The sequence below is a fragment of the Eubacteriaceae bacterium Marseille-Q4139 genome (genome assembly GCA_018223415.1).
Classification (GTDB): Bacteria; Bacillota; Clostridia; order Lachnospirales; family Lachnospiraceae; genus CABSIM01.
The window spans coordinates 154,170-177,662 of sequence record JAGTTQ010000001.1 but is presented as its reverse complement, the minus strand read 5'-3'; the positions used below and the strand labels follow the sequence as shown (position 1 = coordinate 177,662).

Sequence of the window (23,493 nt, the reverse complement as noted above, 5' to 3'; positions counted from 1 at the left end):
TTTATAAAAAAGTCTGTGGGATGGAGCCGTTTTTTATGAGAAGATTTCTTTGCGTGCTGCTTTTGATGGTGTTGATTCCGTATGTGACGACGCTAGCTGTCTCCGGCAGGGAGAGCGATGGCTGGCATTTTGAAGAAGCGGAAGGGGACGGGCCTTTTGTGGCCGTGGAGCGGAACGGGCGTGTGACAAACGTGGATGCCGAGGAGTTTTTAATCGGCGTCGTGGCCGGACAGATTCCAGCCGATTATGGGAGCGAAACCTTAAAGGCCCAGGCCGTTCTTGCGCGTACCCATGTTTACCGGGAACTGGACGGGGCGTCTTCGATCCCGGAGGAGGCGCTGGACATCGACTGTTTAAGCCGTGCCCAGATGGAAAAGCTCTGGGGTGAGGACATGTTTTCCAAAAACTACCAGGCTATCCGGGAGGCGCTTTCTGAGACGGCAGGGGAAACGCTGTTTTACGGCGGAACGTGGATCACGCCGTTTTTCTGCCGGGCAGCGGCGGGGCAGACGAGAAGCGGCGGTGAGGAATTCCCGTATTTAAAGGCGGCCGTGAGTCCTGGCGATCTGGAAGCCGACGGCTTTTTGAGCCAGACCACATGGACGGCGGCGGAGCTTGCCAGGCGGTTAAATGAAATCCCGGATGGCGGGGCGGTGCAGGCGGAGGCGCTTCCGGAGGAAATCCAGATTGCGGAGCGGGACTCATCCGGCTACGTGACGAGCCTTCAGATCTGCGGGAACCTTTATACAGGCGAGGAAGTCCAGTACGCTCTGGGGCTTTTGTCCCCCTGTTTTTCTTTTGAAGACTTGGACGGGAAAATCCGCGTAAGCTGCAAGGGGATCGGGGCAGGATACGGGTTTTCCCAGGCCGGCGCAAATGCTCTGGAGCGGGAGGGCTATGATTATAAGGAACTTCTCCATTATTATTTTCAGGATGTGGAAATTTTAGATAAGGACAAAAATCCTGTTTAAAAAACGGCAGGGCAGCAGAAAAAACATGCGCGGCGTGTATAAGAACCATCGCTTTGGTAAAACTACTACCGAGGTGATAAAACGTGAGAGAGAAAGTAAACCAGCTTTTCAAGGATAAGTTTGTTCTTGTGATGCTTGTGTTGGGCCTGCTGACTATTGTTGCCGCGGCAGGCGCGGTTAAAATCCGCAGAGGCAGCCAGTACATGGAGGAAAGCCCGTATCTGGAAATCCAGGAGCCGGACGGTGTCATTGCTGGAAGCGAAGAGGAAACGCCCACCCATGTGGCGGGAAGCTCCAATGCTGACGAAGCCGTGAAGACGGGAGGCGAGGACGCCGAGGCTGTTCCGGCCGAGGATAAGGAAATCGTTTATCCGGCAGAATCGGCGGAGATCAACATGGCCGAGGTGCCGGCGGCCGAGGAAGCCGGTACGGTTCTAAATGATACGCTGGCACTCGGATTTACGGAGACCAGCCGTTTATCCTGGCCGGTCATGGGAAATATTATTTTAGGTTACAGCATGGATACGACCACGTATTTCCCGACCCTTGAACAGTACAAATGCAATCCCGCCAACATCATCCAGAGCGACATCAGCACGCCGGTCATGGCGCCGGCCGATGCCCGCGTTCTGGAAATCGGGAGCAACGAAGAAATCGGAAGCTTCGTGAAGCTGGATTTCGGAAACGGTTACGGCGCCGTCTGCGGCCAGCTGAAAGAAATCCCGGTGGTGGAAAACGAATACCTTCACAGAGGCGACGTCATCGGTTATATTGCGGAGCCGACGAAATATTATTCGGTGGAGGGGAACAATCTTTATTTTGAATTCCTGCATGAGGACGAGCCCATTGATGCGCTCGACTATCTGGAATGATGTTAGGCGGAGGCGGCCCGTTTTTTTGGCGGGGCGCCTCTGTTTTTTGAGGTTATGAAGAGAAACTTATGGAATACATATTTTCGCTGAAAAAAGTGTAAAATTATATCACTTTTTCGTTGTAAAAAATGTTATAAATGCACACTTTTTCGTTGCAAAAAATGTAAAGCCCTGATATATTATAGGTATCATATTCCGCAGGGGAGGTGTGACGATGTATCGAAGCGCAATAGAAAAACTATTTCAGTGGAAAAAAAGCAGGCATCGCAAGCCGCTGGTGATCGAAGGCGCAAGGCAGGTGGGTAAGACCTGGCTGATGAAGGAATTCGGAAGAAAGGCGTATGCGGATACGATCTATATCAACTTTGATTCCAACTCCAGAATGGCAGAGCTGTTTGCCTCCGATTTGAATACGGATCGCCTGATTATGGGGATTGAGCTGTATGCCGGAAGAAAAATTGATCCTGACAGAACGCTTTTGATTTTTGATGAAGTGCAGGAAGTGCCGAGGGCGCTTTCTTCACTTAAATACTTTTATGAAAATGTTCCCCAGTATCATATTGTCTGTGCAGGTTCCCTGCTGGGCATTGCCTTGCATGAGGGGACGTCCTTTCCCGTTGGCAAAGTGGATTTTTTAAGTCTGTATCCGCTTTCCTTTAAAGAATTTTTGATGGCGGTCGTCGGAGAACAGTTTGCAGAGCTTTTAGACAGGCAGGACTATTCGATGGTGGCGTCCTTCAGCCAGACCTACATGGATGCACTTAGACAGTATTATTTTATTGGGGGCATGCCGGAGGCTGTCCGGAGCTTTGCGGAGGAAAAGGACTTCAATGAAGTCAGGAAAATCCAAAGACGCATTCTGTCCGCTTATGAGCAGGACTTCTCCAAACATGCGCCTCTCGAAATCGTTCCGAAAATCCGTATGGTCTGGAACAGCATCCCTTCTCAGCTTGCAAAGGAAAATAAAAAATTCCTTTACGGCCTGGTGCGTGAGGGAGGGCGTGCAAAAGAATATGAGGCGGCAATTATGTGGCTATGTGACTGCGGGCTTGTTCACAAAGTCAGCCGTGTCAATGCGGCAGGAATTCCGCTGAAAGCTTATGAGGATCTGAAAGCTTTTAAGCTGTATCTGGTCGACGTGGGACTTCTTGGCTGTATGTCAGGCCTGCACCAGCGTATTCTGCTGGATGGAGATGACCTGTTTACCGAATTTAAGGGGGCTCTGACGGAACAGTATGTATGCCAGCAGCTGAAAACCATAGACGGCCTGGGTATCTACTATTACACCAACGACCGCGGCACCTGTGAAGTGGATTTTGTCGTAGATAACGGTTTGCAGGCGGTACCTGTGGAGGTCAAGGCAGAGGTTAATCTAAAAGCCAAGAGCCTGAAAACGTACTATGAAAAATACAGTCCTGAAATATCTGTTCGGACTTCAATGGCGGATTATAAAGAGGAGAGTTGGCTGGTGAACCTGCCGCTGTATGCGGTAGAAGAGATAGAGACGTGTGTCAGCCGGATTGCGGAAAAAAAGAGAGAATAATATAGCCCTGCCGCCCCACAGAGAAATCTCCCTGGGGCGGCAGCCCATGCATTATTCCGATTCCACATCCGCCACCGTAATCAGCGCATCCCGCTGGAGATACTGAATGGCCTTTAACGCATAGGCGTGTGCTTCGGGGCAGGAACCGGCCACGGCATCAGTCACGACACGGATATGATAGTCATGCTGATGTGCGTCGACGGCGGTATAGTGGATGCACACGTCCGTCAGGCCGCCGATGAGATACAGGGTTCTGGCATGAAGCCCCTTTAAAAGGATTTCCAGGTCTGTGCCGAAGAAGGCGCTGTATCTGCGCTTGGTGATCCGGTATTCCCCCTCGATGGGATAGGTGAGTTTGGCATAATCGGTGTACGGGGAATTTTCCATGCAGTGAATGCCCTCGGAGCCGTCTAACTCCCGCCCGAAATCCACCATATCTTTTCTGTGCACTTCCTTGATCTGAATGACAGGGAGCTTTTTCGCGCGGAAGACGTCCAGCACCCGTTTTCCATTGCGGATACAGTCCCAACGGCTGTCTTTTTCCGCTTCGTTTTCATCCTCCGGCATGCCGATGAAGTCCTCCTGCTGGATGTCAATGACGAGAAGTACGCTGTTTTCTTCGATTTTCACGTAAAGTTCCTCCTTGATTGCTTCTTTCTATGACAAATCCGAACAGGGCGACGAAACACTCCGTAATCGGACAGGCAAGCCATACCCCGGTCATCCCCCAGAGGGAGGAGAACAGGAACGCTGCCGGGAGAATCAGGATCAGCCCGCGAAGCAGCGACAGAATGTGGGCGGGAAGCGGCTTTTCCACGGATGTGAAAAAGATTGCCAGTATGATATTATACCCGATAAAGACCGACGATATAAAATAGAGCCGGAGGCCGGTTTCTGCCGTTTCCTGGAGCAGGGGATTGCTTTCGCCGTTAAAAACAGCGGCAATCGGCTGTGCGAATACAAAAATCAAAACATAAAACAGGACGGACAAAGCAGCCATGGAGGTCATCGCGTACCGGAGCATGATTCGGATCCCCGTCCGGTCGCCCCGCCCGTAGGAATCGCTGATCAACGGCTGGACGCCCTGGGCGATTCCCGTATATACGGCAACGATCACAAGGGACAGATTGGCAACCACGCCGTAAGCGGCGACGCCGGTGTTGCCTTCCAGGGAGAGGATGATCCCGTTGAAGGCGATCATGACAATCCCGGAGGAAAGCTGCGTCACAAAGGAGGGAAAGCCAAGGGCCATCGCCTGGCCGATGACGGGAGCCTCCGGCCTGCGCCCGGCAGAAAAATGAAACGTATGTCTCTTTTTCAGCCAGTGGGGCAGCATGATAAACATGCTGATGACCGGCGAAAGGCCGGTGGCGAAAATGGCGCCGAAAATCCCCATCCCCATCGGGAAAATGAAAATGTAATCCAGGAAAATGTTGGCGATGCTTCCGGTAAGCATGGCGGCTGCCGAGAGCTTCGGCGCGCTGTCGTTGCGTACAAAGCAAAGGAAGACATCGTTGAAAATAAAGGCGGGCGCGAAAAGAAGCAGCCACCGGAGATAGGTTTCCGTCATCTCCAGAACGGTTTCGTCCGCACCGAGCATCAAAGCCAGAAGCCGTGAAAAAAGCAGGCCGGCCGCAAAGAACAAAAGGGAGAAGAAAGCGGCCGCATAGACGGTGTTCGTGTACACACGGCTGATTTCTTTTTTGTTTCCCTGGCTCTTCAGCACGGAGAACCTTGTGGCGCCGCCCATGCCGAGCATGAGACCTGTGCCATGGATGAAATTGTAGACGGGGATCGCAAGATTCAGCGCTGTGAGCCCGTCGGCGCCTAAGCCCTTTGAGACAAAAAAGGTGTCGGCCAGGATGTAGCAGGATACCCCAAGGGTTCCAAGTACGCTCAGGGCAGTGTGGCGGAAAAATTCCCGAAGGCCTGTGTTTGACATATGATTTCCTCCTCGTATGCAAAAGCCCCGGACAGACAAAAAATGCGCCAGAGCTTTCTATCTTCAAAGGCCTAACGATAGAAAGCCTGGCGCTCAACTTCTTACCCGGCGGCAAAAAGCATCCTTTCCATATTTCCGTCCATTCTAGCATGGGAATCCGGCTGTGTCAACCATAATTTTTACGGCATGCTACTCCACTTTTTTGTAAAATTTAATAAAAAGTTCACATGCTGGCCGCACATTTTCCGGCATTTTGTGTTAAAATAGAATCGTAAAATGCAACAGCATGACAGAGGGGGCTTACATATGAATTACGAGCTGCTGAAAAAGAATTTTGAGGGGCATAGATTCCACACTTCCTATTTTCCGACGAAGGAAGAGGCGGCAGAATACCTGAAGGGAAAGATCCACGGCGAGCTTGTGGGTTTCGGAGGTTCCATGACCGTGAAGGAAATGGGGCTTGATGAATGTCTTTCTAAGGACAACGAGATCGTCTGGCACTGGCTGACGCCGGGACAGGAGGCAAGACTTAAGGCCAGGGATGCTTCCGTCTACATTCTGAGCGCCAACGGTGTTTCCGAAACCGGCGAGATCGTGAACATTGACGGGACGGGGAACCGGCTGGCGGCCAGCCTGTTTGGGCCAAAGCGGGTATTTTATGTCGTCGGCCGGAACAAGATCGAGCCGGATCTTCCTGCGGCGATGAAGCGGGCGCGGAATGTGGCTGCTGCGAAAAACGCCCTGCGGCTTCAGACGAAGACGCCGTGTGCGGCGGACGGCGGGAAACAGTGTTATGAATGCACAAGCCCGGAGCGGATCTGCTGTGCCACCGTGATCCTTGAGCGGCCATGTCAGGGGATGGAAGTGGAAATCATATTTATCGACGAAGATTTGGGATTTTAAAGGAGACTTGAAATGAATATCTTGTTTTTTCTGACGCCGAAAAGCGACGTGGCTTATATCCATGACGACGAAAGCCTGAGACAGGCACTGGAGAAGATGGAACATCATAAATATGCGGCTGTTCCGGTCGTGAGCCGTCAGGGCCGGTACGTGGGGACCCTGACCGAGGGCGATCTTCTCTGGTACATAAAAAACCAGCTTGACTTAAGCCTTCAGGATGCGGAACGGATTTCCGTCATGGCAGTTCCGAGGCGTTCCGACAACTATCCCGTCAATGCCGACTGCCGGATGGAGGATTTGATGGACAAGGCGCTGAATCAGAATTTTGTGCCTGTGCTGGACGATGAAAAATCCTTCATCGGGATTGTCACGAGAAAGGACATTATGAAATATTTTATGAAACAGTATGGGAAGCAGGAATAGACATGGATGTGTTAAAGAAAATTCTGAAAGCATATACGGATGAGGAGATTACGCCGGAGTCCAGGCTGATCGAAGACCTGGGACTGGATTCATTCCTTGTGATTTATGTGCTGTCGGAGGTGGAAGATGCCTTCGATACACGGATTGAGGACTATTCCTCGATTGTGACGGTGAGGGATATTCTGGACTGCATCAAAATGGAAGGAAAGGGTGCATGAAGGAAATGTTTCACATTTTTTTCACATCCTAATCATAATTCCTTCACAAATTTCCTGTATCTTATTTCCTGTAACAAGGTGCCAGACCTTTTTATAAATAACTTTTTCATACTTAGCCAGCGGCGTGTGCCGCTGGCTCCTCCCTTTTTATGGGGCCGCATACCTGCCTATTCGGCAAGGCCGGCCCATTTTTCATATAATTCTTCCAGCTTTTTGGAGATTTCCTCTTTTTCCCTGTTGAGTTCCATAAGCTTTTTCACGTCGGTGAACACGGCTTCCTCGCAGAGCAGTCCGTCGATCTCCCCATCCCTGGTTTCCAGGCGGTGAATTTCGTCCTCCAGCTTTTTTAAGTCGTTTTGGCGCTTCCGCTGCCTGGCCTGCTCTTCCTTCTGGGCTTTCCAGTCGGCCTTGGTGCCGTCACCTGCGGATGTTCCGGCTTTGGAAAGCGCCGCCGTCGCCGCAGCCGGAGAGACAGGGGTCGGTGCCATGCTGCCGAAATGGGCGGCCATCATGTCGTCATGCTTTTCCAGGTAGTAATCGTAATTCCCGATGTAGTTCACAAGCGACCCGTTGGTGAGATCGAGAATCCGCGTGGCTGTCCGGTTGATGAAATACCGGTCATGGGACACGTAGAGGACAGTTCCCGTATAGCTTCTTAAGGCGCTCTCCAGGATTTCCTTGGAGGTGATGTCCAGGTGGTTGGTGGGCTCGTCCAGGATTAGGAAATTGGCCTCCGACAGCATGAGCTTTGCCAGGGAGACGCGTCCCCTTTCGCCGCCGCTGATGTCGCCGATTCGCTTGAAGGCGTCATCGCCGGTGAATAAAAAGGCGGCCAGGGTGTTGCGGATCTGGGTATTCGTCATGCCCGGGTAGGCGTCAGAAATTTCCTCAAACAGCGTTTTTTCCATGTGGAGAACCTGATGATCCTGGTCGTAGTAACCGATATGAACCTTGGAGCCCAGGATGATTTCGCCGGTGTCCGGCTCCACGAGGCCGTTTAAAATCTTTAAAATGGTGGTCTTTCCCGTGCCGTTGTCTCCGATAATCGCCACCCGCTCGCCGCGCTGGATTTCAAAGTCCACATGGGAAAACAGGTGGTTGGAACCGAAGGACTTGGAGAGGTCATGGACCGTCAGGACATCGTTTCCGCTCACAATGTTGGGCTCTAAGCGGATGTCCATGGCGTCGTTGATTTCCGTGGGCTTTTCCAGCACCTCGATTTTGTTTAGCATCTTTTCCCGGCTCTCGGCGCGCTTGATGGACTTTTCCCGGTTGAAGGAGCGGAGCTTTTCAATGACTGCCTCCTGATGGCGGATTTCCTGCTGCTGGTTTAAATAGGCCTTCATCTGGATCGCACGCATCTGCGCCTTTTTCTCGCTGTATGCCGTGTAATTTCCGGAAAAGACCGTGGCCTTCCCGCCGTCCAGTTCGATGACCTTCGTGACGATCCGGTCGAGGAAGTAGCGGTCGTGGGCCACGATGATGACGCTTCCTTTATAATTTAAAAGGTACGTCTCCAGCCATGCGATGGAGGACATGTCCAGATGGTTGGTGGGCTCGTCTAAAAGAATGATGTCGGGGCTTGAAAGCAGGAGCTTTCCTAAGGAGACACGGGTCTTCTGGCCGCCGGATAAGGTGGAAATCTGTTTGGAAAAGTCCTCCTCCGAAAAGCCAAGGCCCTTTAAGACGCCGATGATTTCGCTTTTCCAGGCGTAGCCGTTGATGAGCTCAAACTGGTGGCTTAAACGGCTGTAACTGTCCATCATGGACTGGAGCTCCTCGCCTTCGGCAAACTTCATGGAAATTTCCATGTCACGGAGCTTTTCCTCCATCTCGATCACCGGGCGCTTGACGTCCACCATCTCGTCGTAAATGGTCTGGTGGCTTTTTAAATCCTGGTTCTGAGCCAGGTAGCCTAAGGTTTTCCCCTTTGAAAGGACGACATCGCCCGCATCGGGAGCCAGCTCGCCGACGATGATCTTTAAAAGCGTGGATTTCCCGGCGCCGTTGATGCCGACGATAGCCGCCTTTTCATGTTCTTCTATGTGGAAGGAAGCGCTTTTTAAGATGTCGTCGCTTCCAAAGGATTTGCAGATATTGCTGCACGATAATATCATAATTCCTCCTGACAGTATGTGTAGGTCAAAAAATACCGATCTCTCCTAGTATAATACAGGATCCGCGATTTTTCAAGGGAAGCCTCGGGACGGAACTGCATTGCAGAAAAGTTCGGAAAAGCGTCGAAAAACCTTTGTGAAGGCTTTGACAAATTCGGAGGGTATGGTATAATAGACGGAAACGGTTATTATACCAGCGCATATCGGTTTTTGCGTTTACCGCAAAAATCCGAGCGCTAAAATCCGCCGGAGGCACCATGGCTGCGCAGCGGACATGGTATAATAGACGGAAACGGTTGTATTTTGCATGGGAATATGCAGAGTTTTGACAGGACAACAATATGACGGACAGAAATTCCTTGAGAGGGTGGAAGTAAATTATGGTAGACCAGAAGCAGATTTCCAAGGCAGTGATTTCCAGGCTGCCTCGGTATTATAGATATTTGGGGGAACTGATGGAGGAGGGGATCGAGCGGATTTCTTCCAACGAACTCAGCGCCAGGATGAAGGTGACGGCGTCCCAGATCCGCCAGGATCTCAACAACTTCGGCGGCTTCGGCCAGCAGGGCTACGGCTACAACGTAAAATACCTGTACACGGAGATCGCCAGGATCCTGGGTATCGACAGGCAGCACAATCTTATCATCATCGGCGCAGGAAACCTGGGACAGGCCATCGCAAACTATACGAATTTTGAAAAACGCGGCTTCATCATCAAGGGGATGTTTGACATCAACCCGCGGTTAATCGGCCTCGTGGTGCGCGGCGTGGAAATCCGCGGCATTGAAGATCTGGAGCAGTTCATCGTGGAAAACGAGGTGCAGATCGCAGCCCTTACGATTCCGAAGTCCAAGGCGCCGGAGATTGCCGACAGGCTTGTGAAGGCCGGCATCAAGGCCATCTGGAACTTTGCCCACACCGACCTCAACGTGCCGGACGACGTGGTTGTGGAAAACGTCCACCTGTCCGAGAGCCTGATGCGGCTGTCCTACCGCGTATGCAGCATGCAGGACGAGAAGGAGCGGAAGGAGCGGGCAAAAAAGACTGCGAAAACCGGGAAAAAGACGGAGGTCAAGGCGTAAAGGATGGTAATGGGGACTGGCTGCGACCTGATTGAGATTGAACGGATCAAAAAGGCCTGTGAGAGAGAGGCTTTTTTGGCGCGTGTATATACGGAGAAAGAACGCCGGCTGGCAAAGGGGAAAGCCTCTTTCCTGGCCGGCAATTTTGCTGTCAAGGAGGCCGTATCGAAGGTACTTGGCACAGGCTTTCGGGAATTTATGCCGGCGGATATCGAAGTCTTAAGGGATCCGCTGGGGAAGCCGTTTGTGTGCCTTTACGGGAAAGCAGAGGAAACGGCAAAACGCCTGGGTATCGTGCGGCTGGAGGTTTCCATCAGCAACACGAAGGAATACGCCATGGCATTCGCCGTCGGGGAGGCATAAAAATGAGAAAACTGGTAAGCGCGAAAGAAATGAAGGAAATTGACCGGGTGAGCATGGAGGAGTTTAAGATCCCGTCCATGGTTCTTATGGAACGGGCAGCCCTTTCTGTGGCTGAGGCCGTGAAAAAGCGGATCCGTCCAGGCGGGACGGTGCTCTCTGTCTGCGGCACGGGAAACAACGGCGCCGACGGGGCGGCCGCCGCCAGGATCTTATCGTTCTGGGGCTATTCCTGCCGGATTTTAATCCCGTCTTTGCGCGGCAGGGAAAGCAGAGAGTTTTTAGCCCAGCTCGAAATTGCAAAAAAAGCCGGAATTTCGGTGGAGACGGCCGGGGACTGGATCCCAGGGCCCTGCGACGCCGTCATCGACGGGATTTTCGGAGTCGGCCTTTCCAGGGATGTGGAGGGCGAATACAGGGAGATGGCAGAGCTCATCTCAGAGCTTAAGAATGCGGCAGGAGAGCCGGCACTCACGGTGGCCGTGGACATGCCGTCTGGCATCAGCTCCGACACGGGAGCCGTTTTGGGATATGCCGTCCGCGCCGATGTGACCGTGACCTTCGGGGAGATGAAGCTTGGACAGGCGCTGTTTCCCGGGCGGGAATACTGCGGGGAGCTGATTGTCGCTGACATTGGCTTTCCGCCGGGAGCCGGCGGGGACGGGCATGTCTTTTCCTATGAAATCGGCGACCTGACAAAGCTTCCCGTGCGCCCGGCTTACTCCAATAAAGGCACCTTCGGAAAGGTTTTAGTGGCTGCCGGTTCCAAAAATATGGCGGGGGCGGCTTATTTTTCGGCGCTTGCCGCCATTCGGTGCGGAGCCGGACTTGTGAAAATTTTGACGACAGAAACCAACCGGGAAATTCTCCAGGCGCGGCTTCCGGAGGCCATCCTTTCCACTTATGATCCGGCCATGGCCGGGGAAGCGCCGGAGGAATTCCAGGCGCTTTTGCGGAAAGAGGCCGCCTGGGCAGACGTGATCGTTTTAGGGCCGGGGCTGGGAAAAGAGCCGTATGCCAGGAGACTGACGGAAACCATCTTAAGCGATGCCTGCGTCCCCATTATTATGGATGCGGACGCCATCAACCTGGCGGCAGAGTATCCGGAGCTTAAGACCTACTTTACGGAAAATATTATCGTGACGCCCCATCCCGGCGAGATGGCGAGGCTTACGGGAACCTCGGTTGGGGAACTGAAAAAAGATCTCATCGGCGCAGCCGTTTCTCTCACGGAATGCTGCGGCGTCACCTGCGTCTTAAAGGATGCGGCCACGGTGGTTTCCGGAAGCGACGGCCAGGTATTTGTCAACCGAAGCGGTTCTCCTGCCATGGCAAAGGGCGGTTCCGGCGACGTGCTCACCGGCATCATCGCAGGCCTGATCGCCTGCGGCATGGAGGAATGCGAAGCGGCGTCCTTCGGCGTCTGGCTCCACGGCCTGGCCGGAGAGGAGGCCGAAAGGCGGTTTGGAACGCATTCCGTGCTGGCGGGAGAGCTGGCAGACTGCCTGGGGGCTGTACTGAAACGGGCAGAAGAGGAAAGGGGGCCGAAACGATGAGACTTCCTGACAGAGCGTATGCGCCGGTGCATCTGGATCGGATCCGGGAGAACATGGAACTGCTCACCGGACGGCTCACGCCCGGCACAAAGGTCATCGGCATCGTAAAAGCCGACGGCTACGGCCATGGGGCGTCCCAGACGGCAAAGGCCATTGAGCCTTTTGTCTGCGGCTACGGTGTGGCAGCGGCCGATGAGGCCGTAAGGCTTCAGGAGGACGGGATCAAAAAGTGGATTCTCGTTCTGGGGCCGGTATCGCCCGTCCGGTTCGAGGAGATGGTAAACCGGGAAATCCGCCTTCCCGTGTTCCGTAAGGAACAGGCAGAGAAGCTTTCGGAAACGGCCGTCCGTCTCGGGAAAACGGCAAACATCCACCTGGCCGTGGACACCGGCATGAGCCGCATCGGCATGGAGCCGAACGAGGCGTCGGCCGGTCTGGCCCTTTCCATAAGCCGCCTTCCCGGCATCGAAATCGAGGGGATTTTTACCCATTTTGCAAAGGCGGACGAAAGGGAACGGGAGACGACGGAGCGGCAGCTTTTAAAGTTTAAAAACTTTGTCACCATGCTTTCGGAGCGGGGGCTTAACATCCCGGTCTGCCACTGTTCCAACAGCGCCGGCCTTATGAAATTCCGGGAGGCCGATTTAAACGCCGTCCGGGCCGGGATTGCCATGTACGGCCTTCATCCGTCCGGCGAGACAGCAGAGACGGGGCTACGGCTAAAGCCTGCCATGGAGCTTAAAAGCTTTGTGACGTTTATCAAGGAGGTTCCGGCCGGCGCCGAGATAAGCTACGGCGGGACGTATAAAGCCGAAGCGCCCATGCGGATTGCCACCGTGAGCATCGGCTACGGCGACGGCTATCCGCGGAACCTCTCCGGAAAAGGCGACGTACTGATCTGCGGAAAGCGGGCGAAGATCCTTGGCCGCATCTGCATGGATCAGCTCATGGCCGACGTGACCGGGATCCCGGAGGCGAGAGAGGGCGATGTAGTGACGCTTCTCGGCCGCGACGGCAGCGAGGAGATCACCATGGAGGAGCTGGCAGAAAGAAGCGGCGGCTTCCATTACGAGATCCCCTGCACCATCACGAAGCGGGTGCCGCGGGTCTATTTTGAAGGCGGGCGTCCCATTGCCATGTCAGACGTGCTTTTGTAAGGCAAAAACGGCCGGAAACGCATAAGGTAATCATATACTGTCAATACTACCTGTATCGGGGAAACCCAAATTGCAGCAGCGGAGTGTGAAAAATGTGATTATCAGACGCGGTGATATTTATTATGCGGATTTGAGGCCGGTGGTCGGCTCCGAGCAGGGAGGCGTCCGTCCCGTCCTGATTATACAGAACGATGTGGGCAACAAGCACAGCCCGACGGTGATCTGTGCGGCGATCACCTCGAAGATGAATAAGGCAAAGCTGCCCACCCATGTGGAGTTAAGTGCCAAGCAGTGCGACATGGTGAAGGATTCCGTGATTCTTTTGGAGCAGCTTCGCACCATCGACAAGCAGCGGCTCAGAGAGAAAATCTGCCACATCGACGGGGAGCTGACGGAGCGTGTCAACCAGGCCCTGCGGATCAGCCTGGAGCTGGTTACATAAGCCAGGCTGCATGCGGCAGTTGACGAAATGCCCAAAGAATGCTATATTGATGTACAAAAGAGTTAAAGGAGTGTTAAGATTTCTCATGGACGATGGTAATTCATGGATAGGGATTTTGCTGCTGTTTGCGGCAGTCTTCCTGTATGCCGTCTTATATGGTTTTGGGGCGGCAGTCCAGTCACTGAATACGAGTGCGCTGGAGGACGAAAGGGACGAAGGGAATAAAAAAGCGGAAATGCTTTTACATATTCAGGAATCGCCCGTTTCGTTCATCCGTACAAACCAGCTTGTAACCTGCCTTGTGGGGCTTCTCACAGGCGCTCTGTCCCTTGTGTGGGCGGCAGGGAGACTGCGGGCCGCGGTCTCGGGGGCGTTTGAGCTTCCGCCGGCCCTGGCTTTAGCAGTGTCCTATGTGGTTGCCCTGCTTCTTCTGGCATCGTTCCTGATCTGTTTCGGCATGGTGATTCCGAAGCGGATTGCCGGAAAGAGCCCGATCCGGTTCTGCTATAAGACGCTGTCCGTGGTAAACGTGCTGATTAAGATATTTTCGCCGTTTACCTGGCTGATCGAAGGTGTCGGCTATGTTGTTCTTAAAATCATGGGCATCGACATCCACGCAAAGGGCGAGAACGTGACCGAGGAGGACATCATGTACATGGTAAACGAAGGCCATGAACAAGGCGTCCTGGAGGCAAGCGAGGCCGAGATGATTACCAACATCTTTGAGTTTGACGATAAAGAAGCGGCCGATATCATGACCCACAGAAAGAGCATGGTGGCTCTCGACGGGGAAATGCCCCTTTCCGAAGCCATGGCCTTCGTGGTGAAGGAGGCCGTCAATTCCAGGTTCCCGGTCTATGAAGAGGACATCGACAACATCGTCGGGATCCTGCACATGCGGGACATGCTGGCTTTTGCCGAAAAAAGGGAGGATCTGGACAAGCCTATTTCCAAAATCCCCGGGCTTTTGAGGGAAGCCCACTTTATTCCGGAGACGAAGAACATCAACGCGCTGTTTAAGGAAATGCAGTCCGAGAAAATCCACATTGAGATCGTCGTGGACGAATACGGCCAGACGGCCGGCCTTGTGACGATGGAGGACATCCTGGAGGAAATCGTCGGAAATATCATGGATGAGTACGACAAGGAGGAGCCGGACATCGTGGAGCGCGGGAACGGCGCGTTCCTGCTTTCGGGACAGGCGCCGCTCGACGACGTGGAGGATGCCTTAAAGATCGAATTTGAGGAGGAAGACAGGGACAATTTTGATACCCTAAACGGCTTCCTGATTTCCAGGCTCGGACATTTGCCGGAGGAAAATGAGCGGGCGGAGGTCACATACGGAAATTATGTGTTCCGTATCCTGAAGGCAGAAAACAAGGTGATCCGAACGGTGAGCGCCGTGCCAGTCAAAGAAGAAAAAACAGAAGAATAAATGAAGCGAAGCAGACGGCTTTGGGAGCGGCGTTCCCGGCTGTCTGCTTTTTTGCTGTACAGGCCTGGCAAGCGGCATTATGCCTGCATGAAATTCCGTACAGGAGAAAACAGCCGCGTTATTTATGGTTTGAATTCCGAAAGAATGAGAAAATTGTCGCTAAGATGGCGGTACATGCCGCTAAAGACGCATTAAATTATAAAAAATCTATGGACGGTTTCTAAAAAAACTGTTAAAATTGAGACCAGTTAGGATAATTCGGATCATAAAAATGGGAAGGGGTTTGCTTATGAAAGAAAACACAGTAGAAAAAAGGACGTTTTTAGACAAATTTATGGATGTCGTCGAACGTGCCTGCAACAAACTGCCGCCGCCGGCCATTCTGTTCTGTATCCTGTTTGCGATTGTGGCAGTGCTCGGCGCGATCTTCACGGCTCTTGGAACGAGCCTGACGAACCCGGCAACCGGCGAAGTCGTCATGTCCAAGAACCTGTTCACAGAAGAAGGGCTTCATTGGTTCCTCGATAACATGGTGAAGAACTTCACCGGTTATGCACCGCTCGGCCTGGTGCTCTGTATGACGCTCGGAACCGGTATCTGTGAGGAATCGGGACTTCTCGTTTCCCTTCTGCGTTCGGCCATGAGAAATGTGCCCGGAGCTCTGGTTCCTTATGTATGCGTTTTCATCGGTATTATCGGAAACGTCGCTTCCGACGCGGCAAGCGTTATGATCCCGCCGCTTTCGGCGCTGGCGTTCATCGGTGTCGGAAAGAACCCGATTGCCGGTATGATCTGCGGCTACATCGGCGCGCAGGTCGGTTACGCTTCCAACCTTGTCATTTCCGGTACGGATACGCTGTTAATGGGTATCACCAACGACAGCCTTGCGGCGTTCCTTCCGGATGCCGGATTTACCGTCGATGCAACCTGCAACTGGTTCTTTAAGATTGGTTCCACATTCCTCTGTACGGTTGTTGCCGGTGTTTTGACAGAAAGAATCGTAGAGCCGCGCTTCGGAAAATATGAGGGCGAGGTTGAGGAAATTGAGGATATCACGGCTCAGCAGAAGAAAGGCCTTCGCGCAGCCGGTATCGCCTGTCTCGTCTATATTGCGATCCTTGTGGCACTGTTTCTGGCAGGCCCTCTGGCAGCAGAAGACGGCGGCATCATTGGTTCCCCGTTCCTTTCCGGCCTGATCCCGATTCTGTTCCTGTTGTTCATCACTGCAGGTATTACATACGGCTTTGTGGCAGGTACGTTTAAAAATGTTGCAGATATCAACACCGGCATGGTGAAGCAGATGGCAGCCATGGGCTCCTATGTAACCTTCTGTTTCTTCGGCGGACAGTTCCAGGGACTTTTCAACTGGACCCAGATTGGTACGCTTTCCGCCATTGCAGGCGCTGACTTCCTTGAGAGAATCGGCTTTACGGGAATCCCGATGTGCGTTGCATTCATTGTTCTGGTAACGGCAGTCGATATTTTCTTCTCCTCCGGTTCTGCAAAATGGGCGATCTTCGCACCGATTTTTGTCCCGATGTTCATGCTTCTCGGCTACCATCCGGCATTTGCCCAGGTAATTTACCGTCTCGGCGACTCCGCCGGAAACCTGTTCGGCCCGACGTCTGCTTACCTGTGGATGATGCTCAGCGTGGCTCAGGCCAAGTACGACAAGAACATCAAGATCGGCCAGATCATTTCCTGCAACTTCTCTGTTGCCATGATTCTGGAGATCTTCTGGCTCGTCATGCTGGTTGCATGGATGCTCCTTGGGCTTCCGATTGGACCTGGCGTAGGCGTCTATCTTCCGGAAGGAATTATCTAATTTTAAATGCTCTGATCTGAATTATCTGGGGCTGCCGGCGGGCAGCCCCTTTTTTCCGCTATGCGGAGACGAAAAAAATCCGCCCCATGCTTTTTAGCCGGGGCGGATTCGTCTGTATTCCGATTACTTTAAATAGGTGTCCATCCAGTTTACGATTTCCGTCATGCGGTCAATCCTGTTTTCCGGCTTTCCGGAGCGGGAGAGCTCATGGTTTTCGCCGTGGAACAGGCAGAGCTTTGCCGGAACGCCGTTTCTCTTTACGGCGCTGTACATGGCGAAGCCTTCTGCCATATAGCAGCGGTAGTCTTCATCGGAGTGGATGAATAAGGTCGGTGTCTTGCAGTTCGGCGCATACTGGAGCGGGGACTGTTTCCATAAAAGCTCCACGTTTTCCCGCGTGATCGTGCCCTGGTTATTGGGCGTGAAGGTATGTCCGATATCGGAGTTATGCTCGAAGGAAACCCAGTTGGCGATGGAACGCTGGGAGCAGGCAGCGGCGAACCGGTCGGTATGGCCGATGATCCAGTTTGTCATGAAGCCGCCGTAGGAGCCGCCGGCAACGCCGAGGCGCTTCTCGTCGATGTCCGGATATTTTTTCAGGCATTCGTCGGTGAATTCCATCAGGTTTACATAGTCAACGGTGCCGTAAATGCCGTTGATATTGCCAAAGTCGGTTCCGCGGCCGTCGGAGCCTCTCGGGTTGCAGAAGAGAACGAAATAGCCGGCATTGGCCCATACTTCCATCTCATGATGGTAAACATCGGAGAATACGGTGCGCGGGCCGCCATGGATATGGAGAATGGCAGGGTAGGATGTCCCTTCCGTATAGCCGGCAGGTTTTAATACCCATCCATGGATTTCCACACCGTCGGAGCCTGTGTAGGTGACAGCCTCCGGGACAGAGACAGAATATTCATTTGTGAAAGAGTCGTTAAAGTGTGTGATCTGCTCCCCGTCAAGATAGAGCTCGGCCAGCTTCATGCCCTGGAGCTCGCAGCTTACAAGATGGTCTTCGTTGATATCGAAGCTGTCGCAGCTGCTGCCCTTTGTAAGGCTTTCGGAGATTTTGCCGTCCTTGTCCAGCTTGAGAAGGTGTGCATAATCATTGACAGTAGAGATAAAATAAAAATCACCGTTCATGGCCTTCTGCGCCCGACCGGCCCCATATCTGGCATCGGAACCGACAGAGCCGCTTCCAATGGAGGCGTCATAGGGAAGATAGAATGTGAGGGAGGCGTCCGCCAGGTTTAACTTGTAGAAGTCGCAGTATTTTGTCGCATCCTTGTAGCTGTTGTCGGCGGCGGCAACGATGGCCTCCTTGTCATTTAAGAGCTCAAAGGTACCGGTACGCATGGTATCCGGCTCCAGCATGGTTTTCGTGGTCTTGTCGGCCATATTGTAGAGGTAAAGGCCGGCATTGGGGCCGTGAACACCATCTTTCCAGGGATATGCGCGGTAGAGGATCAGGTCGCCGTACACAGAAGCCTGTGTGCAGTCGGTCCACTCGCAGGCAAGGAAGGTGTTCTCCCCGGTATTTGCATCATATACGGAATAGCGGTTTCTCTTGGCGTTGGTAAAGCCGAGGCCGTTTCCCCAGAACGGAAGCTCGTCGATGATCTCATAGGATTTCTTCCGGATGTCCTTATGGTTGTCGTGGAGCGAGGTGAGAAGATAGCGGCCGCCCGTCAGGGTGCGGATGCCTGTCACCTTAAGCGGTACGGTGAAGGCTTCGGCGGCCTCTCCGCCGCAGGGGCAGATTTCATAGAAGGAAGTGATCTCCTCGCCGGCTTCGGCCTTCTTTTTGTTCTCCGGATTTCTGGATGCCGGGAAAAGAAGGGTGTTGTTTTCCGTCCATACATAGGACTTGGCGTCGCCGCCGCTTGTGAGCTGGCGCACCTCTTTTTTCTCCAGATCGTAAAGATGGAGGTTTCCCTTGTATGTATTGTCTGCCTTATCAGCAGTGCATACAACGAAGGCGACATATCTTCCGTTAGGGGAGAATGTCGGGTTGCTTACGAACTGGAACTGGAGAAAGGAATCAATTTCAATCTTCTTCATAATGTCTCCTTCTTTTTTCGATAAATTTATACCTCTATTATAACATGACGCAAAACGGTGTCAAGAAAAGCTCTTGCCTTCTTAAAAAAATAATGCTAGAATATTTAAGATTGACGGACTTTTGTGCGGAATGCACGGAAAATAAAGACGGACAGCAGATAGAAAGGGAGCGAAACGAGATGTCAGGACATTCCAAATTTGCCAACATCAAGCATAAGAAAGAGAAAAATGATGCTGCAAAGGGGAAAATCTTTACGGTGATCGGAAGAGAGATTGCCGTTGCAGTAAAAGAGGGCGGTTCTGATCCGGCCAACAACAGCAAGCTCCGCGACGTCATTGCGAAGGCAAAGGCCAACAACATGCCGAACGACACGATTGAGCGCGGAATCAAGAAGGCAGCCGGCGACCTGGGAGCCGTAAATTACGAGAACCTCACGTATGAGGGGTACGGCCCGAGCGGTGTTGCCATTATTGTCGATACCCTCACAGACAACAAAAACAGGACGGCGGCCAATGTGAGAAGCGCCTTCACGAAGGGCGGCGGAAACGTCGGCGCCCAGGGCAGTGTTTCCTTCATGTTTGACAGGAAGGGCCAGATCATCATCGACAAGGAAGAGTGCGAGATGGATGCGGACGAGTTAATGATGGCGGCTCTCGACGCCGGCGCCGAGGACTTCTCCGAGGAGGAGGACAGCTACGAGGTCGTGACGGATCCGGATTCCTTCAGCGCTGTGCGCGAGGCTCTGGAGAAGGCAGGAATCCCGATGATGCAGGCCGACGTGACGATGATCCCCCAGAACTGGGTGGAGCTTACGGACGAGGATGCCATCAAGAAGATGAATCGGATTCTTGATCTCCTCGACGAGGACGACGATGTCCAGGCCGTGTACCACAACTGGGACGAATAAAACGAAAACTGGGATCTCCTACCGGAGGCATGGAACATGCGGCGGCGGGAGATTCTTTTTTATTTCATAGGAAATTGCGTCCTATGAAATAAAACGCTCCGCGAGGATGCGCACTTCGCGCAGAGGAATATGGCTGCTGGCGCAGCCGCGCTCCGGCGCGAGTGTGCGCCGCGGCGCACACTTTTTTTCATGACCTATTCCTTATTTTCAGAAAATATGGTATGATGTTCCTAACATGAACATGATACCTGCGCATACCGGTTTCTGCGTTCACCGCAGAAATCCGGGCGCTAAGTTCCGCCGGAGGCACCGTGGCCGCGGAGCGGACATGGTAGAATGAAAATAATTCTTTGATACAGGGAGGCCTTCCATGAATAAGATTGAACTTGATACCTTTCTTAAGTTCCAGTTCGTAAGCAATCCTCATTTTTCTCCGGATGGTTCGGCGGTGGCTTTTGTTGTGACGACGGCAGACCGGGAGCAGAATACATACCACGGGAACCTGTATGTTTACAGGCTGGAGACGAAGACTCTTTTCAAACTGACTTCCGGCGGCGATGTGAAAACGTATGCCTGGAATTCGGACACGACGCTTTTATTCACGGCCGGACAGGGCCGCAGGACATCAGGCGGCAGCGAAGATTCTACGGCTTTCTATGAAATCTCCATCTGCGGCGGCGAGGCTCTGGAGGCTTTTTCTGTGCCCGCCAGGGTAACTTCGGTTCGCACGCTTTCTCGGAACCGCTATCTTTTCATGATCCCCTTTGACAATTATAAGGAAACGCGGAAAGCTTCCTATGAAGTCATTGACGAGCTTCCGTTCTGGAGCAACGGCCGCGGCTTTACAAACGCCAGGAGAAACCGGCTTGCCGTCTATGACCGGGACGCGGAAACGCTTTCCTGGGTAACGGACGAATGGACGGACTGCACGGCGTATTCGGTGTTTGGGGATCAGATCCTTTACCGCGGTTACCGGTGGAAGGATGAGGTTCAGGGGCCGAAGCCGGGCGTTTATCTCTATTCCATGAAGACGGGAGAGACGAAAACCATGATTGCTCCGAAAACCATGCGGACAGATGTTTTGGAGCTTTTAAGCGGGAGGGAAGCCATTGTCTCGGCTCTGCCGCCGTCGGAGCGGGAATATAACGAATACTGTGATTTTTATAAGCTGAATCTGGAGGACGGCACACTTTCGCTTTTTGCGCCGTTTGACGCTTCCGTGGGCTCATCCGTCGGCACGGATTCAAAGTACGGTTCCGGCCAGACCCGCAAGGCCGTGGACGGCGAGCTTTATTTTACCTCCACCACAGGCGACTATTCCTATTTATATAAGTTAAAGAAGGACGGAACCATTTCCGGCCCGCTGACGAAAGGGAGCGCCTGCGACAGCTTCGACATTTCTGGCGGACACCTGGCGACCTGTGAATTCCGCGGCCTGGCGCTTTCCGAGCTTTTTATCGACGGAGAGCAGGTGACGCATTTTAACGACTGGCTCGGAAACGAGTATGCCTTATCGGTTCCAGAGGCTTTTTCCTATACGGGAACGGACGGCTATGAGATCCACGGATGGGTCATGAAGCCGACGGAATATGAGGCGGGGAAATCGTATCCTGCGATTTTAAATATCCACGGCGGCCCCCGCTCGGCCTTTTCCGATGTCTACTATCATGAAATGCAGGTGTGGGCGGCTGCCGGATACTTTGTCTTTTTCTGCAACCCGAGAGGTTCCGACGGACGCGGCGCCGACTTCGGCGATGTGGACGGAAAGTATGGGACGATTGACTATGATAATCTGATGGAATTTACCGACGAGGTGTTAAAGCGGTATCCGGAGATTGATGAAACGCGTGTCGGCGTGACCGGCGGCTCCTACGGCGGATACATGACAAACTGGATCGTCAGCCATACGGACCGGTTTGCGGCTGCCGCGTCCCAGAGATCCATCTGCAACTGGGTTTCCTACGAGCACAGCTCCGACATCGGCCACACGTTTGTTTTGATGGATCTGGGCGGAAATACGAGAAATAACCTGGATCTGCTCTGGAAGCAGTCACCGCTTCAGTTTGCGGAAAATTGCAAAACGCCGATTCTCTTTATCCACTCTGACGAGGACTACCGCTGCTACATGGCCGAGGGCTTTGCCATGTTCAGCGCCGTAAAGAGGAATGGCTGTCCGGCAAAAATGTGCCTGTTCCACGGGGAAAACCATGAGCTTTCCAGAAGCGGAAAACCGGAAAACCGCATCGACCGCATGGCAGAGATTTTAAGCTGGATGGATACCTACTTAAAATAAGAATTGTTTTCGGCAGAAGAATTCCCTTCTGCCGGCTGCAAAACCATAAAAATCAACAGAAAATAAGGAGGAACTGCAAAAATGGAATATCAGGTATCGGAAAAGATTCAGGAAAAATTAAAGGCTCTGACGGAAAATGCCGATGTGCAGAAAGCTCTTGCCTTTATGGAGGAGGATCAGGAGAAGGTCATCGAGAAGCAGATCGAACTGACGCTCATTCCTGCGCCCACCTACCATGAGCAGGAGAAGGCCGCCAGAATGCTGGAAATGTTTAAGGAAGAGGGGCTTACGGACTGCCATATTGATGAGTACGGGAACTGCGTGGGAATCCGGAAGGGAACCGGCGGCGGAAAGACGACGCTCGTAGAAGGCCATATGGACACGGTATTTCCGTTGGATACGGAGCTTAAGATCGTCCGCGAGGACGGCTACATCAAGTGCCCGGGAATTGTGGATGACACAAGGGGCTGCGCGGCTGTCCTTTCTACGGTTCGGGCGTTAAATGCCGCGGGAATCCAGACAAAGGGCGATATTCACTTTGTGGGCACGGTTCAGGAGGAAGGAACCGGCGCTTTAAAGGGCATGCAGTATTACGTCAATCATCATCCGGAGCTTGAAGCCAGCATTTCCGTGGACGGCGCAGGCTATCAGGAGATCGTCTACGAGGCGACAGGCATCCAGACCTATGAGGTCAACTTCCACGGAATCGGCGGACATGCCTGCGGAATGTTCGGAAAGGTGGCAAACCCGCTCCACGCGGCTGCCAGGGCGATTTCCAAGATCGCCGATTTCCAGGTTCCGAAGGAGCCGATGACGACGTTTGCCGTGACGAACTTCCATGCCGGAAGCTTTGAATCGGTTCATGCCATTGTTCCTACGGCTCAGATCCGCTTCAATTTCCGTTCCAATTCCCAGGAGGAGCTTGAAAAGCTTCGTGACAGGATTTTCGCTGCTATCGAGGAGGCCTGCAAAGAGGAGACCGACCGCTGGGGACAGGATACGATCACGTATGATGTGAAGCATATCTGCGATGTCAACGCAGGCGGCCAGGATGCCCACGCGCCCATCGTGGAGGCTGCCATGGCGGCTTCCAAATATATCGGCGGCGAAGAAATGGAGCCGAAGCTTGGAAACGGCGGATCCACCAACTGCAACCGCGCGCTGGAGGCCGGGCTTCCGGCCGTGTGCCTGGGGATGGGCGCCGATTATGACTCCATGGCCCATACTTTAAGCGAGCAGTTTAAGGTTGAGGACGCTTATAAGGGCTGCCAGCTTACGCTTCTTCTTGCGCTTTTATGCGCCGGGACAGAGGCAGCGGACAGTGTGATTGAATAAGGGCTGAATTTGGAGAGGGGAGTTCCCGGAAGGTGTCGGGAGACTCCCCTTTT

General features: G+C 53.1%; 20 protein-coding genes. 16 read left to right on the top strand and 4 right to left on the bottom strand.

The features are described 5' to 3' along the window. Positions 1 to 35 precede the first annotated feature (35 nt). From KE531_00890 to KE531_00880, 3 genes are all read left to right on the top strand, one after another. Positions 36 to 971, top strand: coding sequence for a SpoIID/LytB domain-containing protein (locus tag KE531_00890; GenBank protein MBR9952187.1), 936 nt, complete (start codon positions 36 to 38; stop codon positions 969 to 971). A gap of 83 nt (positions 972 to 1,054) precedes the next feature. Further along, positions 1,055 to 1,843, top strand: a complete 789-nt coding sequence (locus tag KE531_00885) for a M23 family metallopeptidase (GenBank protein MBR9952186.1) — start codon at positions 1,055 to 1,057, stop codon at positions 1,841 to 1,843. Between the two features lie 214 nt (positions 1,844 to 2,057). Continuing rightward, a complete protein-coding gene (locus KE531_00880; protein ID MBR9952185.1) occupies positions 2,058 to 3,386 on the top strand; it encodes an ATP-binding protein in 1,329 nt (442 codons plus the stop codon). 51 nt (positions 3,387 to 3,437) lie between these two features. Here KE531_00880 and KE531_00875 read toward each other — a convergent pair whose 3' ends face one another. Both KE531_00875 and KE531_00870 read right to left on the bottom strand, forming a co-directional pair. Then, entirely contained in the window at positions 3,438 to 4,016 is a 579-nt protein-coding gene (locus KE531_00875; protein ID MBR9952184.1) for a cysteine hydrolase, read from the bottom strand. Next, positions 3,979 to 5,328 (bottom strand): MATE family efflux transporter, encoded by a 1,350-nt coding sequence (locus tag KE531_00870; protein MBR9952183.1) that lies wholly within the window; start codon positions 5,326 to 5,328, stop codon positions 3,979 to 3,981. The genes KE531_00875 and KE531_00870 overlap by 38 nt, the downstream gene beginning before the upstream one ends. Before the next feature lie 306 nt (positions 5,329 to 5,634). On the opposite strand from KE531_00870, the gene KE531_00865 reads away from it, so the two are divergent. The 3 genes from KE531_00865 to KE531_00855 are packed head-to-tail and all read left to right on the top strand — an operon-like array spanning position 5,635 to position 6,872. Beyond that, positions 5,635 to 6,231, top strand: a complete 597-nt coding sequence (locus KE531_00865; protein MBR9952182.1) for a lactate utilization protein — start codon at positions 5,635 to 5,637, stop codon at positions 6,229 to 6,231. Between the two features lie 12 nt (positions 6,232 to 6,243). Next, on the top strand, positions 6,244 to 6,654 hold the full coding sequence (locus tag KE531_00860) for a CBS domain-containing protein (protein ID MBR9952181.1): 411 nt from the start codon (positions 6,244 to 6,246) through the stop codon (positions 6,652 to 6,654). A gap of 2 nt (positions 6,655 to 6,656) precedes the next feature. After that, positions 6,657 to 6,872, top strand: coding sequence for a phosphopantetheine attachment site (locus KE531_00855; GenBank protein MBR9952180.1), 216 nt, complete (start codon positions 6,657 to 6,659; stop codon positions 6,870 to 6,872). A gap of 167 nt (positions 6,873 to 7,039) precedes the next feature. Here KE531_00855 and KE531_00850 read toward each other — a convergent pair whose 3' ends face one another. Then, positions 7,040 to 8,989, bottom strand: coding sequence for an ABC-F family ATP-binding cassette domain-containing protein (locus tag KE531_00850; protein MBR9952179.1), 1,950 nt, complete (start codon positions 8,987 to 8,989; stop codon positions 7,040 to 7,042). A 380-nt stretch (positions 8,990 to 9,369) separates the two neighbouring features. On the opposite strand from KE531_00850, the gene KE531_00845 reads away from it, so the two are divergent. From KE531_00845 to KE531_00815, 7 genes are all read left to right on the top strand, one after another. Continuing rightward, the gene (locus KE531_00845; protein ID MBR9952178.1) at positions 9,370 to 10,071 is read left to right on the top strand and encodes a redox-sensing transcriptional repressor Rex; all 702 of its coding nucleotides are present in this window, start codon (positions 9,370 to 9,372) and stop codon (positions 10,069 to 10,071) included. A gap of 3 nt (positions 10,072 to 10,074) precedes the next feature. Continuing rightward, positions 10,075 to 10,434, top strand: a complete 360-nt coding sequence (gene acpS, locus KE531_00840) for a holo-ACP synthase (GenBank protein MBR9952177.1) — start codon at positions 10,075 to 10,077, stop codon at positions 10,432 to 10,434. Between the two features lie 2 nt (positions 10,435 to 10,436). Next, positions 10,437 to 11,987 (top strand): NAD(P)H-hydrate dehydratase, encoded by a 1,551-nt coding sequence (locus KE531_00835; GenBank protein ID MBR9952176.1) that lies wholly within the window; start codon positions 10,437 to 10,439, stop codon positions 11,985 to 11,987. Then, positions 11,984 to 13,144: an alanine racemase gene (gene alr, locus KE531_00830; GenBank protein MBR9952175.1), complete on the top strand. Its 1,161-nt coding sequence runs from the start codon at positions 11,984 to 11,986 to the stop codon at positions 13,142 to 13,144. Before KE531_00835 ends, alr begins: the two co-directional genes overlap by 4 nt. 94 nt (positions 13,145 to 13,238) lie before the next feature. Then, positions 13,239 to 13,586, top strand: a complete 348-nt coding sequence (locus KE531_00825) for a type II toxin-antitoxin system PemK/MazF family toxin (protein ID MBR9952174.1) — start codon at positions 13,239 to 13,241, stop codon at positions 13,584 to 13,586. A gap of 85 nt (positions 13,587 to 13,671) precedes the next feature. Beyond that, positions 13,672 to 15,021, top strand: coding sequence for an HlyC/CorC family transporter (locus KE531_00820; GenBank protein ID MBR9952173.1), 1,350 nt, complete (start codon positions 13,672 to 13,674; stop codon positions 15,019 to 15,021). Positions 15,022 to 15,310: 289 nt separating this feature from the next. Beyond that, positions 15,311 to 16,846 carry an AbgT family transporter gene (locus KE531_00815; protein MBR9952172.1) on the top strand — a complete coding sequence of 512 codons (1,536 nt, stop codon included), beginning with the start codon at positions 15,311 to 15,313 and terminating at the stop codon, positions 16,844 to 16,846. A 123-nt stretch (positions 16,847 to 16,969) separates the two neighbouring features. Here the strand turns inward: KE531_00815 and KE531_00810 are convergent, their stop codons facing one another. Next, a complete protein-coding gene (locus KE531_00810) occupies positions 16,970 to 17,827 on the bottom strand; it encodes a S9 family peptidase (GenBank protein MBR9952171.1) in 858 nt (285 codons plus the stop codon). Positions 17,828 to 19,083: 1,256 nt separating this feature from the next. On the opposite strand from KE531_00810, the gene KE531_00805 reads away from it, so the two are divergent. From KE531_00805 to KE531_00795, 3 genes are all read left to right on the top strand, one after another. Then, entirely contained in the window at positions 19,084 to 19,812 is a 729-nt protein-coding gene (locus KE531_00805) for a YebC/PmpR family DNA-binding transcriptional regulator (GenBank protein ID MBR9952170.1), read from the top strand. Between the two features lie 1,066 nt (positions 19,813 to 20,878). Next, positions 20,879 to 22,105, top strand: a complete 1,227-nt coding sequence (locus KE531_00800; protein ID MBR9952169.1) for a S9 family peptidase — start codon at positions 20,879 to 20,881, stop codon at positions 22,103 to 22,105. A gap of 81 nt (positions 22,106 to 22,186) precedes the next feature. Next, a complete protein-coding gene (locus tag KE531_00795) occupies positions 22,187 to 23,440 on the top strand; it encodes a M20/M25/M40 family metallo-hydrolase (GenBank protein ID MBR9952168.1) in 1,254 nt (417 codons plus the stop codon). Positions 23,441 to 23,493: the final 53 nt, after the last annotated feature.

Excerpts from the sequence above, each read along its gene's own strand:
- KE531_00890 (MBR9952187.1), top strand. The coding sequence starts at position 36 with ATGAGAAGATTTCTTTGCGTGCTGCTTTTGATGGTGTTGATTCCGTAT.
- KE531_00880 (MBR9952185.1), top strand. The coding sequence starts at position 2,058 with ATGTATCGAAGCGCAATAGAAAAACTATTTCAGTGGAAAAAAAGCAGG.
- KE531_00870 (MBR9952183.1), bottom strand. The coding sequence starts at position 5,328 with ATGTCAAACACAGGCCTTCGGGAATTTTTCCGCCACACTGCCCTGAGC.
- KE531_00865 (MBR9952182.1), top strand. The coding sequence starts at position 5,635 with ATGAATTACGAGCTGCTGAAAAAGAATTTTGAGGGGCATAGATTCCAC.
- KE531_00860 (MBR9952181.1), top strand. The coding sequence starts at position 6,244 with ATGAATATCTTGTTTTTTCTGACGCCGAAAAGCGACGTGGCTTATATC.
- KE531_00855 (MBR9952180.1), top strand. The coding sequence starts at position 6,657 with ATGGATGTGTTAAAGAAAATTCTGAAAGCATATACGGATGAGGAGATT.
- KE531_00850 (MBR9952179.1), bottom strand. The coding sequence starts at position 8,989 with ATGATATTATCGTGCAGCAATATCTGCAAATCCTTTGGAAGCGACGAC.
- KE531_00845 (MBR9952178.1), top strand. The coding sequence starts at position 9,370 with ATGGTAGACCAGAAGCAGATTTCCAAGGCAGTGATTTCCAGGCTGCCT.
- acpS (MBR9952177.1), top strand. The coding sequence starts at position 10,075 with ATGGTAATGGGGACTGGCTGCGACCTGATTGAGATTGAACGGATCAAA.
- KE531_00835 (MBR9952176.1), top strand. The coding sequence starts at position 10,437 with ATGAGAAAACTGGTAAGCGCGAAAGAAATGAAGGAAATTGACCGGGTG.
- alr (MBR9952175.1), top strand. The coding sequence starts at position 11,984 with ATGAGACTTCCTGACAGAGCGTATGCGCCGGTGCATCTGGATCGGATC.
- KE531_00820 (MBR9952173.1), top strand. The coding sequence starts at position 13,672 with ATGGACGATGGTAATTCATGGATAGGGATTTTGCTGCTGTTTGCGGCA.
- KE531_00815 (MBR9952172.1), top strand. The coding sequence starts at position 15,311 with ATGAAAGAAAACACAGTAGAAAAAAGGACGTTTTTAGACAAATTTATG.
- KE531_00810 (MBR9952171.1), bottom strand. The coding sequence starts at position 17,827 with ATGAAGCTGGCCGAGCTCTATCTTGACGGGGAGCAGATCACACACTTT.
- KE531_00805 (MBR9952170.1), top strand. The coding sequence starts at position 19,084 with ATGTCAGGACATTCCAAATTTGCCAACATCAAGCATAAGAAAGAGAAA.
- KE531_00800 (MBR9952169.1), top strand. The coding sequence starts at position 20,879 with ATGCGGACAGATGTTTTGGAGCTTTTAAGCGGGAGGGAAGCCATTGTC.
- KE531_00795 (MBR9952168.1), top strand. The coding sequence starts at position 22,187 with ATGGAATATCAGGTATCGGAAAAGATTCAGGAAAAATTAAAGGCTCTG.